The following is an 18153-nucleotide window of genomic DNA, read 5'->3' on the forward strand; positions in this document are numbered from 1 at the left end:
TGCTAGCAAATGGCGCTCAGGTCAGTATAATGTCGGTGCTTAAATTTTTTGTTCTTTAATTTGGTGAAAATTGAAGGCGAATTTAAGTAAAAAATAATCAATCAAACTGTATAATTTTTTGTTCTACTTACACCGTTATGTTGTGTTTGAGTGAATAAATAATTGTACAGATTGATTAGGTATATCAATAAATTACATATGTATGTAAAGAATTAAGGAAACATATTAAATGTTAAATCCAATCACTAAAAAATTTCAATTCGGTCAACATACCGTAACGCTTGAAACGGGTGCTATTGCTCGTCAAGCATCTGCTGCTGTAATGGCAAGCATGGACGATACTTGTGTATTAGTTTCAGTTGTAGCGAAAAAAGATGCGAAAGAAGGTCAAGACTTCTTCCCATTAACGGTTAACTATCAAGAGCGTACTTACGCTGCAGGTAAAATTCCAGGTAGCTTCTTCAAGCGTGAAGGCCGTCCTTCAGAAGAAGAAACATTAATTGCACGTTTAATTGACCGTCCAATTCGTCCATTATTCCCTGAAGGGTTCACTAACGAAGTTCAAGTTATCATCACTGTTGTTTCAGTAAACCCTGAAATTGCACCCGATATTATTTCACTTATTGGTACTTCTGCGGCATTAGCAATCGCAGGTGTTCCTTTTAGTGGCCCAGTTGGTGCTGCTCGTGTTGGTTACACTGATGGTCAATACATTCTTAACCCGCTTCAATCTGAATTACCAACAAGTCAGTTAGATTTAGTGGTTTCAGGTACAGATTCTGCGGTATTAATGGTTGAATCTGAAGCAGATGTTTTATCTGAAGAAGTTATGCTTGGTGCTGTTGTTTATGGTCATGAGCAAATGCAAACAGCGATTACTGCTATTAATGAATTTAAAGCAGAAGTGAACACGCCAGTTTGGGACTGGACTGCTCCTGAGAAAAATGCAGAGCTAGTAGCTAAAATTGCTGAATTATCTGAAGCGCAAGTAAATGAAGCTTATCAAATTACTGAAAAAGCAGTTCGTTATGAAAAGATTGCAGAAATTCGCAACGATGTTGTTGAACAGTTATTAGCTGCTGATGAAGAGCTGAATGTTCAAGAAGCGAAAGACTTATTCCATGATTTAGAGAAAACTGTTGTTCGTGGTCGTATTACTCAAGGTTCACCACGTATTGATGGTCGTGATCCTGAGTCAATTCGTGGTTTGGACGTGATGACTGGCGTGTTACCACGTACTCACGGCTCTGCGGTATTTACCCGTGGTGAAACGCAAGCATTAGTAACGGCGACTTTAGGTACTCAACGTGACGCTCAACGTCTTGATACCTTAATGGGTGAGAAAACTGATGCATTTATGCTTCATTATAATTTCCCTCCATACTGTGTTGGTGAAACTGGTTTTGTAGGCTCACCTAAGCGTCGTGAAATCGGTCATGGTCGTTTAGCAAAACGTGGTATGTTAGCGGTAATGCCAACTATTGAAGAATTCCCATACGCTGTACGTGTTGTATCTGAAATTACTGAATCAAATGGTTCATCTTCAATGGCTTCTGTTTGTGGTACGTCATTAGCATTAATGGATGCTGGTGTTCCAATTAAAGCTTCTGTTGCTGGTATAGCAATGGGCTTAGTTAAAGAAGGTGATGATTTCGTTGTTCTTTCAGATATTTTAGGTGATGAAGATCACTTAGGTGATATGGACTTTAAAGTTGCGGGTACTACAGAAGGTATTACTGCACTTCAAATGGATATCAAAATTGAAGGTATCACACAAGAAATCATGCAAATTGCTTTAAACCAAGCAAAAGCTGCTCGTACACACATTTTATCTGTAATGGATGAAGCGATTGCGGGTCACAGAGAAGAAATTTCTGAATTTGCTCCACGTATTCATACCATGAAAGTTAACCAAGATAAGATTCGTGACATCATCGGTAAAGGTGGCGCAACAATTCGTCAGTTGACTGAAGAAACAGGCACTACAATTGAAATTGATGACGATGGTACAGTTAAAATTGCTGCAACATCAGGTGAGCAAGCAGAAGATGCCATTAACCGCATTAAAGCACTTACGGCTGAAATTGAAGTAGGCACACTGTACACAGGTAAGGTTGTTCGTATCGTTGATTTCGGTGCATTTGTTAACGTATTACCTGGTAAAGATGGTTTAGTTCATATTTCACAAATTTCAGAAGAACGTGTTAACAATGTAAGTGACGTGTTATCTGAAGGACAAGAAGTGAAAGTGAAAGTACTTGAAGTTGACCGTCAAGGCCGTGTACGTTTAAGTATTAAAGAAGCAATTGAAAAACCAGCAGAAGCGTCTCAAGAAGAGTCAGCTGCAGAATAAAACTGCTTTAAAAGTACTTTGTTATACTAATCATTGAAAAAGGAGCCGTTTGGCTCCTTTTTGTTATGTCATTAGTGCTAAATTAAAGTACAATCGAATCTTGTGTATCTCCCTTTATTATTCAATAGCAAGGCAATTTAGTGAATCCTATTTTTAAAAATATAACACTACTCTTTTTTATCTGTGGCTTACTACTCGCTCAAGGTTGCGCCAGCACGTCTAAAAATAATCATTTTTCTACAGGTTTAGAACAATTAATTATTGCTGAGCCTGCCGCCATCAACTTTAAAAGTGAAATTGCTATTGCGCGTTATTCTGATTTCCTTACTCGAGCTAAGTTAACAGAAGAGCAAAATGCTAAAATTTTATTTGATCGTGGCGTCTTATACGACAGTGTCGGTTTGCGTACTTTAGCAAGAATAGACTTTACTCAAGCATTGCAGTTAGATAATAAGCTTGCTGATGCGTATAACTTTTTAGGGATTTATTTCACTCAAATTCGTGAGTTCTCACAAGCGTATGAAAAGTTTGATTCGGTATTAGATTTAGAGCCAAATCATGAGTATGTCTACTTAAATCGTGGCATTGCTTTGTATTATGGCGATAGACCTGAATTAGCCGCACAAGATTTTGAAGTGTTTTCGCAAAAGAGAAGTGATGATCCTTACCGTTTGTTATGGCTTTACATGGCTCAATATGAAACCAACCCAGCGTTGGCCAAACAAAACCTTGCCGAAAATGCAGCTTTAATTGCTGATGATAATTGGGCTAAACAAGTTATTCACTTGTATTTAGGTAATATCAACCAAGATGAATTTATACAAGGCCTAGCTCGAGGTGTTCATTCTAATAAAGCCCTAACCGATAGGTTATGTGAGGCGTATTTTTATTTAGGGAAATATAATCAAATGCTAGGGTATAAAGGTGCAGCAATGAACTTCTTTAAACTGTCTATTAGTACTAATGTTTATGAGTTTGTTGAACATAGGTATTCACAGTTAGAATTAGACTTAATGCGTGTAAAGAAAGTCTCTGTTGTAACACCTAACAACCCGAGCTAACAGTGCTCAAATGGCAATGTCAGTAAACTACCTTTGGCTAATGAGGGGATTATTAGCTTGTTTATTAATAACATTGCCAGCAAGCTCATTTTCTTTGTCTGCCTACTTAACCGCTCAAATAAACAATCAAACATTCTCTCAACGTCAATTAACTTTCTCGCTAAAACAAAATAACTCAGCCGCTTTGCAATATGCTTGGCAAGCATCAGATAAGCATAGTAGTACTTGGCTTGAGTTAGCCCATAAATTATCAAAAACTCAAGGACGAGCGGCTTATGAATTAGCGATTTTTTATCAATCTCAGCAGTTAAGCCCACAAGCACTTATTCAATTCAATCAAGCTATTCGATTGGAATTTCCTCCGGCATATATTGCTTTAGCGCAACATTACTTTGATAACAAAAATCTACAATATGCAAAAGCTCTGTTGTCTCAACTACCAAAAGATATAGATGAAACAAGTTTAATTTCAGCGAGTGTACTTCAGTTGCATATTATGATTAATGAAGGGGATATGGATGCTATTGAACAAAGTTTAGCGCAACATGGCAGAGCCTTTCAAAAGTATGAGCAGGGGCAAGCCATATTAAATAAGATTGAAAAATATCAAGTGACTGCGACGAATTTAAGGTTAGAAAAAGCGACCTCTTGTTCGAACAGCATTCAATTTTTTGCCAGTAACTTTGCGCATTTGCAGCATTTAGAAAGCTTAATAAACGCTTTTGAGCAGCACCCGTTAAACCAGTATGTTTGTTTTGCACCTGTACGTTATATCGCAAGTGATACGTTAGCTTGTACAGCAAATTCAACTCAGCCCATTGTATGTAATGAGTCTAAATGGCAAGGCATAGCAGAGAGTGTTGATACGCGCTTTGTTGGTTTGTTGCTACCTGAAGGCGGTGCTAATGTGCATTTTGGGGCGATGTATATAGATGCTTTTGATGATTTTGATATCTTTGTACATGAAATCAGTCACTTGTTAGGTTTTGTTGATGAATATCCATTAGCAAAAGATCATAAAGCCTGTCAGCAGGAACAACAGCAAGTGTTTTCAGAAAATATTGCGGTTTTGGCTACTCAATATCAAGGAGATAGAACAGAGGTTAGAGAAAAGGTGTTATCTCAGCTTGCTTGGCGTGATTTTATTAAAGCAAGTACACCTGTTTTGCAACCAATTAAACCTCTGAGCATCCCTTCACCTCAGCAATGGTTATTAGGCACCCCGAAACGATATGCTCATGAGGTTGGCGTATTTTCAGGGAAAACTTGTGAAAACGCAGCCATTAAAAATAAAAATATAGATGAGAACATAGTAGGACAGGGGAAATTTACTGCTTACATGCCATTGAGCAGAGCAACCAAAATGCAATATTTCTCACTTAAATTTCCTCAAGAGTATTTGTCATTTATACAAAGGAGTGGGTTTAAGTATGTTATGCCAAGTTTTCATTATAATATTGCTTTAGCGTATTTTCAGCAGGGTAATATAGAGCAAGCAAGATATTGGCTTGAAAGGGCAGCAGTGTGGGAAGATTCACCACAGAGGAGAAAAAAAGTATTACAAGGCAACTTCTAGGAACCTTGCAATAATGTCAGCTTGTTTACAGAGAGCTTTTAGTACCTTTCACTGTTAACAATGTAGATAACGGTGCTTCCTTTGATGGTACTTTCCTTGAAGGTACTAAAAAAGCCTTTTCACCTAACGTTGATATTGGTTTCTTTTTCAATGGCGGTATTATTTGTTGTCCTTGAGTAACGGTTGCTACCGGCCACATAGTATTGCCTGTTATAACTTCTTTAGACTTGCTACCAATAAAGTGTTTGTTTTTATTCCCTTTATTTTTTTCTTCTGTGAACCAAGAATACAATGTCATACTGTTCCTCCTTTGAACGCGTTAACATTATGTTAATACTAACGCAAAATCAGTGAAAAATCTTAATTAAAGTGCATTGAGGTGGTTTTATTTTTGCCGCTAATACTAAGTGCCTAATATAAGGTATAATTATGTCAACTTTATGATGTGACAAAATTTAGCAAACTTATTTATGACGAGTTTTAATATTCAAGACTTTCGACAACAGTTTCCATTACTTTCTAATGAGAGGCTTAGAAGTGATACTGCTGCTGAAGAGGAAGCTGATCAAGTAGCAACTAACAAGTTAGTATATTTTGATAATGCAGCGACAACACAAAAACCGCAAAGTGTAATTGATTGCTATCAAACGTTTTATCAATCATATAATGCCAATGTGCATAGAGCTTCGCATATGCTCAGTGCTAAGGCAACGACGGCTTTTGAACAAGCAAGGCAGAAAGTAAAAAACTTTATCAATGCCCAATCAATAAAAGAAGTTATCTGGACAAAAGGTGCGACAGAAAGTATCAATTTGATTGCAAATACACTGGGCACTCAACGACTTAAAGTCGGTGATGAAATAATTATTGCGGTAAGTGAACACCATGCCAATATTGTTCCTTGGCAATTGGTCACAGAGAAAACAGGAGCCGTGATTAGAGTATTACCTCTTGCAAAAGATGGGCGGATTGATCTTATCGCTTATGACAAGCTTTTGAGTTCGAAAACAAAAATTGTCTGTTGTGGACATGTTTCTAATGTTATTGGCAAACTAAATCCGATTGAAACTGTGATTAATAAAGCCAAAGAAAAAGGGGCGGTAACAGTTATTGATGGCGCACAGGCAATTGCTCATTTTCCTGTCGATGTACAGGCCCTTGATTGTGATTTTTATTTATTTTCTGCACATAAAATGTATGGCCCAACGGGAGTAGGGGTACTGTATGGCAAGCGGCATTTGCTCGAAAGTATGCCGCCATATCAAGCAGGCGGAGAAATGATTAAAACAGTGAGTTTTGAGCAAGCAACTACGTTTAATGAAATACCCTTTAAGTTTGAGCCAGGTACATCTAATATTGCTGGTGTTATTGCCTATTCACAGGCGATAGATTTCATAAATAAATTTCAGCATCAAGACGTTAATAGTTATGAAACCTTATTAATTCAGCACTGTTACCAAGCATTAACTAAAATACCTCAGGTGAATTTTATTGTTTCAGGAATACCTGATATTCCTGTGTTTTCAGTGACGATTGATGGTCACCATAATCATGACATAGCTAGTGCACTTGATAGTTATGGTATTGCTATTCGTAGTGGCCACCACTGCGCAATGCCATTAATGGAATATTTATCAATAACTGGGTGCTTACGAATTTCTTTAGCGCCTTATAATACGATAGAGGAGATAGATTATTTCATTACTTGCTTAGAAAACATATTGTCAGGCTCAAATGTAAATCCAATAATCAGTGATCAAAGTATTGTTGAACAATCAACATCACCTAATCGTGAATATAACAGTGATGATGTTATTAATCTGTTTGCCAACGTTGGCGGTTGGCATAATCGCCATCGCGAAATCATGTTATTGAGTAAAAAATTACAACGCCTCGATAAGAAGCATCGAAATGAGCAATCTTTAATTCATGGCTGTGAAAGTTTAGCTTGGTTAAAAGCAAGCAAAGATAAGCAGGGCATTTTGCATTTTCAAGCAGACAGTGACGCCAAGATTATTCGCGGTTTATTGGTGATTGTACTTGCGGCATTTAATGGTAAAACGGCCGAGCAAGTTTTGGCGTTCGATATTAAGGACTACTTTGCAACACTGGGTTTAATGGAACAACTAAGCCCTTCTCGAGGAAACGGTATTTTAGCTATTGTTGAAAAAATTAACCGTATTGCCAGTCAGTGTGATAATGAATAATCGCTAGTTTAACTTGAAAACTTTTTTTTAAGCAACTTATCAATTGCTCTTGCTACAGCAAAGAACGCAAAAGTAGCGGTAACATGAGTAGTGGCACCAAAGCCACCACTACAGTCTAGTCGAGTTGTCGCAGCACCTGATTGATTAGCGTCAGGTTTAGCTAAACAAACGTCGCCTGTTGTATCAGGGTAGCGAAGTTGCTCGGTAGAAAATACCGCATCGATTGAAAACTTCCTTTTACTAGCTTTTGCTACATCTGCTCGAGGAAAATTGAATTCACGTCGCAACTGATTTTTCACTTTTGCCAAAAGGGGATCTTGATAAGTTTTACTTAAATCTGTAATAGCTATTTGGCTTGGATCGACTTGGCCACCCGCACCACCAATAGTAATAATAGGCATTTTATTGCGCTTACAATATGCGATTAAACGAGTTTTGATATCAACTGCATCAATGGCGTCAATCACAAAATCATATCTACTTGGCAAATGTTGAGCCGACATTAACTCGGCTAAATTCTCGACTGTGACAAAGTCTTCAATAATATTCACTTGGCAATCGGGGTTAATTTCTTTGATGCGACCAGCCATTACGTCTACTTTACTCTCACCAATGGTACTGGTTAAGGCGTGAATTTGACGATTGATATTACTAATACATATATCATCCAGATCAATTAAAGTGATTTGACCAATACCATTACGAGCAAGGGATTCCGCTACCCAAGAGCCAACACCACCAATGCCAACAACACAGAAGTGTGCATGTTGAAGGAGCTTTGCGCCTTGTTGGCCATACAGGCGAGCGATACCTGCAAATCTTAAAGAATAATCAGACATGTAATTGAAGGCTTTATCGGTAAAAAGAAACAGGCCGTATTATACCGAGATAGCCTACATGTTGAAAACTAACTTAAGCAATTTTTGTGATAACACCTTTTCAATAAACAAAGTTTAGGCTTTTTATTGGTAGCTTCTGCTGAAGCGAGTCGCAAGAGTTTTTGTTCAATAATGATACTTAGCGTAAATAGCACTATCAAAAGGCTAGGTAAAATAACAAATGCCATTATTTCATCAATACTGGTTATCAATGGAACTAATGCTATTAATATCAGTAATGTAACTAAAGTGACCCTATGTATGATTAGGCATAAATTAATAATGTTTATCATGAGAATTTCCTTATGTCGAAATTAAATAACCTGAGATTTACATAAGCAAAGCGTTTCAAGCGGTTATTTTTTACTGTCTTCTTCGTTAAATTTACTTGCAATAAACCAGCTATTGACCCGCAAGTTTGCCTTGAATACAGCAAAAATTCCTCGCTAGAAATATCAAACTACCCTAAGTGTTTGATTTAATAGGCGTTGCACAATTTCTTATACAAACCTCAGGTTAAATAGCTACCTTATGGAAAAATACTAATGCTTGAACATTATTTTGTATGGTGGCATATTTGACATAGTTAATGGCATAAGTGCCATTTTTTTTGCGAGGAATGTGGGGTATAAATGAAGGTTTTAGTTTTAGCCACTGAGCATTGTATGGTTTCTGCTGTATATGGCGCATTAGATGTGTTCTCTACAGCAAACTATTGTATAAGCCGTCGTTATGGCGATGGCAATGTTGACAACTTTGATTGCCAAATAGTGACTATCGATAATAAAAGCGTTTATGGTTATAACGGCATTGAAATAAAGCCTACCGAGCAACTAAGTCTTGAAAGTGCGCCTGATATTATTGTCTTGTCAGCTTCTGTTGAAGTGGTTGTTGATTGCTGTGGTGATGATATTGAAATAGCCAATAAAGACAGTATCAGGCAGTGGTTAACATACTGCAAAGCACAAGGTACTCTTATTTCGAGCTTTTGTACCGGCGCATTTTTGTTAGCTTCGTCAGGATTGTTAGTCGGGAAAACGGCTACAACACATTGGCGAAGTGCTGAATTATTTCGACGAGTTTTTCCGTATATACGACTCGATTGTGATCAATTAATTATTGATAATGGCGATATTATTTGCTCAGGTGGCTCTATGTCCTATATTGATCTTGCTTTGCACATTGTTGATAGATTTAGTGGTAAGGATATTGTGTCAGATTGTGCGAAATTACTTGTCTTTGATCCTGTCAGACAGAAGCAGTCACCTTATTTATCATTTAAAGCCCAAAAAAAGCATCAAGACCAAGCTATTTTAACTGCACAAGACTGGTTAGAGACTCACTATAAAACAGACATTTCAATGGATGAACTAGCAGAAAAAGTAGGGCTGGGCTCAAGAACTTTTAAGCGTCGATTCAAACAAGCAACCAATGAAAATCCTATCAATTATCTACAAAGGATCCGTGTCGAGCGAGTTAAAGATAAACTTGAAAAAACCACTGAAGGTATAAACCAAATTATTTGGTCAGTAGGTTACGAAGATATTAGTAGTTTTAGGCAACTTTTTAAACGCTTTACCGGATTAACACCCAAAGATTATCGGCAAAAATTTAGCTAAAAAACCGTTTTATGACAAAAATAATAGGTTTTCATTATTTTTTTTGTGAATGTTAGTTATTACTCTAATAAATAAAAAGTATAGTGTTTTTAGGTGTTTTTTCACCTTTTTTTGCATAAAAAAACAACATATAGAAAATAGTTATTAATCAAAAAATATGAATAATTATGAATTTTAACCATAAAAAAAGGTAGCTTTCGCTACCTTTTTTGAGGTTAATTTGACTAGTTATGTATGTTACCTTTTCGATAAAGATACAAATTCTCGGTTGATTTCACCCGTGTACTTCTGACGAGGACGACCAATTTTTTGACCTGGTTGAGATAACATTTCATCCCAATGCGCAATCCAACCAACGGTTCTAGACATAGCAAAAATTACCGTGAACATGCTAGTAGGAATACCAATGGCTTTAAGGATAATACCTGAGTAGAAATCTACGTTTGGATATAGCTTCTTCTCGATAAAGTAAGGGTCTTCTAAAGCTACTTTTTCTAATGCCATAGCTACATCAAGTAGAGGATCATTGATACCTAGCTCATTTAGAACCTCATGACATGTTTCACGCATTACGGTAGCACGTGGGTCAAAGTTCTTATAAACACGGTGACCAAAGCCCATTAAGCGGAATGGATCATTCTTATCTTTAGCTTTAGCAACAAACTCATCAACACGGTCTAAGCTACCAATTTCTTCAAGCATAGTTAGACAAGCTTCATTAGCGCCGCCATGAGCAGGTCCCCATAAAGAAGCAACGCCAGCAGCGATACAAGCATAAGGGTTAGCACCAGAAGAGCCAGCTAGACGTACTGTAGAGGTAGATGCATTTTGCTCGTGATCCGCATGAAGAGTAAAGATTCTATCCATTGCGTTAGCAACAATAGGACTTACTTTATACTCTTCAGCAGGTACTGAAAACATCATGTGTAGGAAGTTTTCAGCGTAAGTTAAGTCATTACGTGGGTAAACAAATGGTTGCCCTATACTATACTTATAAGCCATGGCTGAAATGGTTGGCATTTTAGCAATTAGGCGGTGAGCACTACGCTTTCTTTGAGCTGCATCATTTATGTCTAAGTCACTGTGGTAGAAAGAAGATAATGCGCCTACAACACCACAAATCATTGCCATAGGATGAGCGTCAGGTAAGAAACCGTGGAAGAAATGTACTAGCTTCTCATGCACCATAGTATGGTTAGTGATGATGCTTTTAAAATCTTCATATTCGGCTTGAGTTGGTGCGTCACCGTTAAGTAAAATATAACAAACTTCAAGGTAGTCAGCTTCTTTTGCTAGGCTGTCAATTGGGTAGCCACGATGTTGTAAAACACCTTTTCCGCCGTCAATGAATGTGATTGATGACTCACATGAAGCCGTTGCTAAAAAACCAGGGTCGTAAGTGAAGTAGCCGTGGCCACCTAAGGTTCTGATATCAATTACGTCAGTACCTGCAGAGCCTTTTAGAATAGGCAGTTCGGTAATTTCTTTACCGTCAATACTTAGTGAGGCTTTAGATTCAGCCATATTTTTTATCCCCTATCAATTATAATTTGCAATGTATTTTGACAATCTGACTTTCGTAATTAGTACTATTTCTGAATAGATGTATTTTAGTACTAAAACGAAAAAATGAAAATTTAGTTTGTTTTATTACGTTGCTTGGGTAAATCAAACTGGCAACATTCTACCCCAATTCAAGAAAAAAATGTAATAGCCATTAGTCTAAAGTTTGACGACCATCACAAAAGTTGACTAAAAAGTAATCATCATTGGTCGGTGGTGTGATAATTGCCTGTTTCGAAAATTGAATTTATTCATTATCAGCTATATAATCAAGCCGTTCTGTGATTGCTTTTTTTTACATCGTATTTTTAACAAGAGAAAAAGTAAAAATTCTCTTGCTGAATAAGAAATCATTTCAATGTAGAAATATTATTTCTTATACGAAAGTATTAATAGAATTACTTAGCTAACTTAAGGCAAGTTCGTTATTATTACGCGGGCTGGCTTAACTGTTAAGTATGATTAATGCGTTATTTTTATATTAAGCAGTTACCGTTCATTTCGGGAATTACTTTTTTAGTAATCTCTTTTAGTATTTTTTGTATTTTGTAAATGAAGATAAGTACTAAAATCTAAAAAGTAGTTCATGAGTAACAATAATAAAAGTTGAAGGCTTTCAAGCTCTTTAGGCAACAATTGTGAAAAAACAACGTCCTGTAAATATAGATTTATCTACGATAAAGATGCACCCCGCAGCTAATGCTTCAATCTTACACCGTATTTCTGGTGTCATTATGGTATTTGCTATAGGCATCCTATTATTGACCCTTTCAACCTCTCTTTCTTCTGCTGAAGGATTTGCCAAAATTCAAGAATGTCTTGATGGCTTTTTCTTTAAATTTATTATCTTCGGCTGTTTATCAGCACTGACTTACCATGTACTAGCAGGTGTTCGTCACTTGTTTATGGATTTAGGTCATTTTGAAGAATTATCTTCAGGTAATGCTAGCGCCAAATTAGTTATTGTACTTTGGTTGGCTATATCTGCTGTTATAGGAGTTTGGTTATGGTAGGCGTCGTCGCATCAGTAGGCCGTAATGGCGTACATGATTTTATTCTTTTAAGAGCTAGTGCCGTTATTCTAGTACTTTACACCTTACTACTTGCTGGTTTTTTTGTAGTAACACCTAGTGTTACTTATGATGTTTGGCAAGGGTTCTTTGCTTGTATGAGCGTAAAGGTTGCCACAATGTTAGCGCTGTTAGCGTTACTTGTGCACGCTAAAATTGGTGTTTGGCAAGTGTTGTCAGATTACATCAAACCAGCATTTTTACGTGGTGCATTGCAGTTTTTCTTTTCAGTTTTGTTATTAGCCTACGTAGTGTTTGGCTTCTCAATTGTGTGGGGTGTGTAAGTGAGCGTTCCAATTCGTGAATTTGACGCCATAGTTATTGGCGCAGGCGGCGCGGGCATGCGTGCTGCATTAGCGATTTCAGAGTCAGGTAAATCTTGTGCTTTGATTTCAAAAGTATTTCCAACTCGTTCTCATACAGTATCTGCTCAAGGTGGTATTACCGTTGCTTTAGGTAATGCACATGAAGATCATTGGGAACAACATATGTATGATACAGTTAAAGGCTCTGATTATATCGGTGACCAAGACGCTATCGAGTATATGTGTAAAACAGGTCCTGAGTCTGTTATTGAATTAGAGAAAATGGGTTTACCTTTTTCTCGTTTTGAAGATGGCCGTGTTTATCAACGTCCTTTTGGCGGTCAATCTAAAAACTTTGGTGGCGAGCAAGCTGCACGTACTGCCGCTGCTGCTGACCGTACTGGTCATGCACTGCTACATTGTTTGTACCAACAAAATGTTAAAAACAAAACTAACGTATACTCTGAGTGGTATGCATTAGATTTAGTTAAAAACAGTGACGGTGCCGTTGTGGGTACAACAGCAATTTGCATTGAAACAGGCGAAATTGTCTACTTTAAAGCACGTGCTACTGTACTTGCTACTGGTGGTGCTGGCCGTATTTTTGCTTCAACAACTAATGCTCATATCAATACGGGTGATGGTGTTGGTATGTCACTTCGTGCTGGCATTCAAATGCAAGATATGGAAATGTGGCAATTCCACCCAACAGGTATTGCAGGTGCAGGTGTATTGGTAACTGAAGGTTGTCGTGGAGAAGGTGGTTACCTTCTTAACAAAGATGGTGAACGCTTCATGGAACGTTACGCGCCGAATGCTAAAGATTTAGCCGGCCGTGATGTTGTAGCTCGTTCAATGATGACTGAGATTCGTGAAGGCCGTGGTTTAGACCATCCTCAATACGGTCCACATATTCAATTAAAACTAGATCACTTAGGTCGTGAAACCTTATACAAACGTTTACCGGGTGTTTGTGATTTATCTAAAACATTTGCTCATATTGATCCAGCAGATGCGCCGATTCCTGTTATTCCTACCTGTCATTATCAAATGGGTGGTGTACCTTGTAACGTTAATGGTCAAGCAATTAATGTTGCAGCTGATGGCACAGAATCTATTGTTGACGGTTTATTTGCGGTAGGTGAAATTGCTTGTGTATCTGTACATGGTGCAAACCGTTTAGGTGGTAACTCTCTACTTGATTTAGTGGTATTTGGTCGTGCTGCAGGTAACTTCTTAGGTACCTACTTAAACGAAACACAAAACGGTAAAGATGCTTCAGAGTCAGATTTAGAAGCCGCACTTGCTCGTACAAATCGTTGGGAATCTTCAACAACAGGTGAAGATCCAGTTCAAATCCGCAAAGACTTACAACAGTGTATGCAGTTAAACTTCTCGGTATTCCGTGAAGGTGAAGCTATGGCACAAGGCATGAAAGAATTAACAGAAATTCGCGAACGTCTTAAAGTTGCTAAGTTAGACGATAAGTCATCTGAATTTAATACTCAGCGTATTGAATGTTTAGAATTAGATAACTTAATGGAAACAGCATTCTGTTCAGCAAAAGCGGCAAACTTCCGTACAGAATCTCGTGGTGCTCACGCAAGACAAGATTTCACTGAACGTGATGATGAAAACTGGTTATGCCACTCAATCTATACGCCTGAAAGCGAAGAAATGAGTAAGCGAGATGTTAATATGAAACCTGTTCACCGTGATGCTTTCCCACCGAAAGCACGTGTTTACTAAGGAGTAATTGGTATGAAACAGTTATTTTCGATTTACCGTTATAATCCTGATGTAGACGCTAAGCCTTATATGAAAGATTATGAATTAGAGATTCCTGATGGCTCTGATTTAATGGTACTTGATGCGCTTATCTTATTAAAAGAGCAAGATTCAAGTTTATCTTTCCGCCGCTCTTGTCGTGAAGGTGTTTGTGGCAGTGATGGTTTAAATATGAATGGTAAAAACGGTTTAGCGTGTATTACGCCGTTATCAGAATTAAAGGCCAGTAAAATTGTTTTACGTCCTTTACCTGGGTTACCAGTTGTTCGTGACTTAATCATTGATATGAGTCAGTTTTATGAGCAATATGAAAAAATTAAGCCATACTTGATTAACGATGCACAACAACCAGCGCGTGAAAATTTACAATCTATTGAAGACCGCGACAAATTAGATGGTCTTTATGAATGTATCTTATGTGCTTGTTGTTCAACATCTTGCCCATCTTTCTGGTGGAATCCAGACAAGTTTATTGGTCCAGCAGGTTTATTACATGCTTATCGTTTCTTAATAGATAGTCGTGATACTGCAACTGAAGAGCGTTTGGATGGTTTACAAGATGCATACAGCGTATTTCGTTGTCATGGCATTATGAACTGTGTTGATGTTTGTCCAAAAGGATTAAACCCAACTAAAGCCATAGGCCATATCAAATCTATGCTATTAAGCCGAGCAGTTTAATCTGAAATAGAACGGTTATATCTAACCTTTTGTTTAGGTATAACCAAAAGTTTTGCGTGTTTCCTTTAATTAATACGCAGTAAATATAATTTAACCGTAACCGCTATTATTTGTATTGTGGTTATTTATTTTAGTTGCTTTACCTCAGCAAAGGAAAAAGGCAATGCCAGAAGGTGTAATGAAGGCTTGGTTAGAGTCTTCCCATTTAAACGGTGGTAACATCGTTTATATTGAAGAACTGTACGAATCATACCTAGATAACTCAGCCTCTGTGTCTGCAGAATGGCGTGAAATCTTTTCAGAGCTTCCTAAAGTGGAAGGTAGTGATGTGGAATATCGCCACAGCGCTATTCGAGACGAGTTTAAAGTTTTAGCTAAACAACAGAAAAAACAAGTTGTTACCTCAGGCGGTGACGCCAAACAAGTTAAAGTTTTACAACTTATCAATGCTTTTAGGGTACGTGGTCATCAAAATGCTAATTTAGATCCTTTAGGATTATGGCAGCGTGATAAAGTTCGTGATTTACAACTATCCCATCATGATCTATCAGAAAATGACTTCGACAAAGAGTTTAATGTCGGCTCATTAGCTGTTGGTCAAGATTCAATGAAGTTAGGTGACTTATATAAAGCGCTACGAAAGACTTATTGTAGTTCTTTAGGTGCTGAATATATGCACATCACGTCAACTGATGAAAAACGTTGGTTGCAGAATCGAATTGAGTCTATTCAGTCACAATTAACCTTAAATGTTGATGAAAAAACTGAAATCCTAAAAGGCTTAATCGCCGCTGATGGTTTAGAAAAGTATCTTGGTGCTAAATTCCCAGGTGCAAAACGTTTCTCATTAGAAGGCGGTGATGCACTTATACCAATGCTTAAAGAGCTTATTACCCGAGCTGGTGCTGCTGGCAGTAAAGAAGTTGTTATGGGGATGGCTCACCGTGGTCGCTTAAATGTGCTCGTGAATGTGATGGGCAAAAATCCATCAAAATTATTCGATGAATTTGGCGGTAAACATGATGAAGCATTAGGCTCAGGTGATGTTAAGTACCATCAAGGTTATTCATCTGATTTTGTTACCCCTGGTGGTAATGTACATTTAGCCTTAGCGTTTAACCCATCACATCTTGAGATTGTTAACCCTGTTGTTATTGGTTCAGTACGCGCGCGTTTAGACAGACGTGATTGTGATCAAGGTGATTTAGTATTACCTATTACCATTCACGGTGACTCAGCGATTGCTGGTCAAGGTGTTGTACAAGAAACCTTTAATATGTCGCAAGCACGCGCTTTTAAAGTAGGCGGAACTGTACGTATTGTGGTAAATAACCAAGTTGGTTTTACCACGTCAAATCCAAACGATACACGAAGTGGTGAGTATTGTACTGAAATTGCAAAAATGGTTCAGGCACCTATTTTACACGTTAATGGTGATGATCCAGAAGCTGTAATTTTAGCAACACAAATCGCGCTTGATTATCGCAATGAGTTTAAACGTGATGTAGTTATTGACTTGGTTTGTTATCGCCGTCATGGGCATAATGAAGCTGATGAGCCAAGTGCAACACAACCATTAATGTATAAAACGGTTAAAAAGCATGCCACTCCACGTCAATTATATGCTGATAAATTGATTAACGAAGGTAGCTTAGCTAAAGCGAAAATTGATGAGTTAACAGCGTATTACCGTAAATTACTTGATGAAGGCCAATGTACTGTTGAACAGTGGCGCCCAATGACAGAGCACTCTGTTGATTGGACACCATATCTTGGTCATGATTGGGATGATGAATACAATAAAGAAATTAGCGTTGATAAATTAAAAGAATTAGCGGTTAAGTTATCAACTATCCCAGAAAGTCATCCTGTGCATTCTCGTGTTAAAAAGATCTACGATGATCGCATGAAGATGGCCACAGGCGAAAAATTACTTGATTGGGGTATGGCAGAGAACATTGCGTATGCTTCGATTGTTGATGCTGGTGAGCGTGTTCGTATAACAGGTCAAGATGCTGGTCGTGGTACTTTCTTCCATCGTCATGCCGTATTACATAACCAAGAAGATGCGACAACCTACTTACCACTACAAAACATTCGTGAAGGACAGGGACCTTTTGATGTACATGACTCTGTGTTATCAGAAGTTTCTGTACTAGCGTTTGAATATGGTTATACCACAGCAGAGCCTGCCGGTTTAACAATTTGGGAAGCACAATTTGGTGATTTTGCTAACTGTGCACAAGTAGTTTTTGATCAGTTTATTAGCTCAGGTGAGCAGAAGTGGGGCCGTTTATGTGGTTTAACTATGTTGCTACCTCACGGTTATGAAGGTCAAGGACCAGAACATTCTTCTGCACGTTTAGAGCGCTTCTTGCAACTTTGTGCTGATCACAATATGCAAGTGTGTGTACCTTCTACACCTGCACAAGTATTTAATATGCTACGTCGTCAAGTTGTACGTCCAATGCGTCGTCCACTAGTAGTTATGTCACCTAAATCACTATTACGTCATCCGCTAGCAGTATCTTCTATGGAAGAGTTAGCAACAGGTGAGTTTAAAAATGTGATTGGTGAAGTAGATGATTTAGATCCAAAAGCTATTGAGCGAGTAGTTTTCTGTAGTGGTAAAGTGTACTACGAATTACTTGAGCAGCGTCGTAAAAATGAACAGGATAACATTGCCATTATTCGTATTGAGCAATTATATCCATTCCCTGAACAAGAGCTTCAAGAAGCGATAAAAGATTATCAACACGTGAAGCAATTTGTTTGGTGTCAGGAAGAGCCGCAAAACCAAGGTGCTTGGTATTGTTCTCAGCATCATTTTAGAGCAGCTATCCCTGAAGGTACGTATTTGACATATGCAGGCCGTAATGCTTCTGCAGCACCAGCGTGTGGTTATATGTCTATGCATGTGAAAGAACAACAAGCGCTTGTCACTCAAGCGTTAACATTGGACTAACATTAAAGAAAATAAGCGCTTGGAACTCAAGCGCTGATGTTAGATAAGATTAGATTAACTCTTTAGTGTACAAAGAAAGTTTGTAAG

13 protein-coding genes are annotated in these 18153 nt (G+C 37.9%); 10 read left to right on the plus strand and 3 right to left on the minus strand.

Annotated elements, in window-relative coordinates; all coding sequences use genetic code 11:
* The first annotated feature begins 229 nt into the window (after window positions 1–229).
* The 3 genes from pnp to AC27GZ_RS07135 all read left to right on the plus strand — a co-directional run bounded on the left by pnp (window position 230) and on the right by AC27GZ_RS07135 (window position 4990).
* The gene (pnp, locus tag AC27GZ_RS07125) at window positions 230–2353 is read left to right on the plus strand and encodes a polyribonucleotide nucleotidyltransferase (RefSeq protein ID WP_487094210.1); all 2124 of its coding nucleotides are present in this window, start codon (window positions 230–232) and stop codon (window positions 2351–2353) included.
* Window positions 2354–2493: 140 nt separating this feature from the next.
* On the plus strand, window positions 2494–3414 hold the full coding sequence (gene nlpI, locus AC27GZ_RS07130) for a lipoprotein NlpI (RefSeq protein ID WP_487094211.1): 921 nt from the start codon (window positions 2494–2496) through the stop codon (window positions 3412–3414).
* A 10-nt stretch (window positions 3415–3424) separates the two neighbouring features.
* A complete protein-coding gene (locus AC27GZ_RS07135; RefSeq protein ID WP_487094212.1) occupies window positions 3425–4990 on the plus strand; it encodes a tetratricopeptide repeat protein in 1566 nt (521 codons plus the stop codon).
* A gap of 25 nt (window positions 4991–5015) precedes the next feature.
* Here the strand turns inward: AC27GZ_RS07135 and AC27GZ_RS07140 are convergent, their stop codons facing one another.
* Window positions 5016–5288, minus strand: coding sequence for a hypothetical protein (locus tag AC27GZ_RS07140; RefSeq protein ID WP_487094213.1), 273 nt, complete (start codon window positions 5286–5288; stop codon window positions 5016–5018).
* Between the two features lie 172 nt (window positions 5289–5460).
* Between AC27GZ_RS07140 and AC27GZ_RS07145 the strand changes: the two genes are divergently transcribed.
* Complete coding sequence (locus AC27GZ_RS07145) at window positions 5461–7197, plus strand: SufS family cysteine desulfurase (RefSeq protein ID WP_487094214.1); 1737 nt, start codon at window positions 5461–5463, stop codon at window positions 7195–7197.
* A gap of 8 nt (window positions 7198–7205) precedes the next feature.
* Here the strand turns inward: AC27GZ_RS07145 and tcdA are convergent, their stop codons facing one another.
* Window positions 7206–8036, minus strand: a complete 831-nt coding sequence (tcdA, locus tag AC27GZ_RS07150) for a tRNA cyclic N6-threonylcarbamoyladenosine(37) synthase TcdA (RefSeq protein WP_487094215.1) — start codon at window positions 8034–8036, stop codon at window positions 7206–7208.
* Between the two features lie 671 nt (window positions 8037–8707).
* Between tcdA and AC27GZ_RS07155 the strand changes: the two genes are divergently transcribed.
* On the plus strand, window positions 8708–9694 hold the full coding sequence (locus AC27GZ_RS07155; protein ID WP_487094216.1) for a GlxA family transcriptional regulator: 987 nt from the start codon (window positions 8708–8710) through the stop codon (window positions 9692–9694).
* A 237-nt stretch (window positions 9695–9931) separates the two neighbouring features.
* Here the strand turns inward: AC27GZ_RS07155 and AC27GZ_RS07160 are convergent, their stop codons facing one another.
* Window positions 9932–11218 carry a citrate synthase gene (locus AC27GZ_RS07160; protein ID WP_487094217.1) on the minus strand — a complete coding sequence of 429 codons (1287 nt, stop codon included), beginning with the start codon at window positions 11216–11218 and terminating at the stop codon, window positions 9932–9934.
* A gap of 677 nt (window positions 11219–11895) precedes the next feature.
* Between AC27GZ_RS07160 and sdhC the strand changes: the two genes are divergently transcribed.
* The 5 genes from sdhC (at window position 11896) to sucA (ending at window position 18066) form a co-directional block, all read left to right on the plus strand.
* Window positions 11896–12270: a succinate dehydrogenase, cytochrome b556 subunit gene (gene sdhC, locus AC27GZ_RS07165; RefSeq protein ID WP_487094218.1), complete on the plus strand. Its 375-nt coding sequence runs from the start codon at window positions 11896–11898 to the stop codon at window positions 12268–12270.
* Window positions 12264–12611 (plus strand): succinate dehydrogenase, hydrophobic membrane anchor protein, encoded by a 348-nt coding sequence (gene sdhD / locus AC27GZ_RS07170; protein ID WP_487094219.1) that lies wholly within the window; start codon window positions 12264–12266, stop codon window positions 12609–12611. Before sdhC ends, sdhD begins: the two co-directional genes overlap by 7 nt.
* Window positions 12612–14381 carry a succinate dehydrogenase flavoprotein subunit gene (sdhA, locus tag AC27GZ_RS07175; RefSeq protein WP_487094220.1) on the plus strand — a complete coding sequence of 590 codons (1770 nt, stop codon included), beginning with the start codon at window positions 12612–12614 and terminating at the stop codon, window positions 14379–14381.
* Between the two features lie 12 nt (window positions 14382–14393).
* Window positions 14394–15101 (plus strand): succinate dehydrogenase iron-sulfur subunit, encoded by a 708-nt coding sequence (locus tag AC27GZ_RS07180; protein ID WP_487094221.1) that lies wholly within the window; start codon window positions 14394–14396, stop codon window positions 15099–15101.
* 163 nt (window positions 15102–15264) lie between these two features.
* Entirely contained in the window at window positions 15265–18066 is a 2802-nt protein-coding gene (sucA, locus tag AC27GZ_RS07185) for a 2-oxoglutarate dehydrogenase E1 component (RefSeq protein ID WP_487094222.1), read from the plus strand.
* Window positions 18067–18153 lie beyond the last annotated feature (87 nt).

Source organism: Colwellia sp. SU-HH00943 (assembly GCF_057546125.1).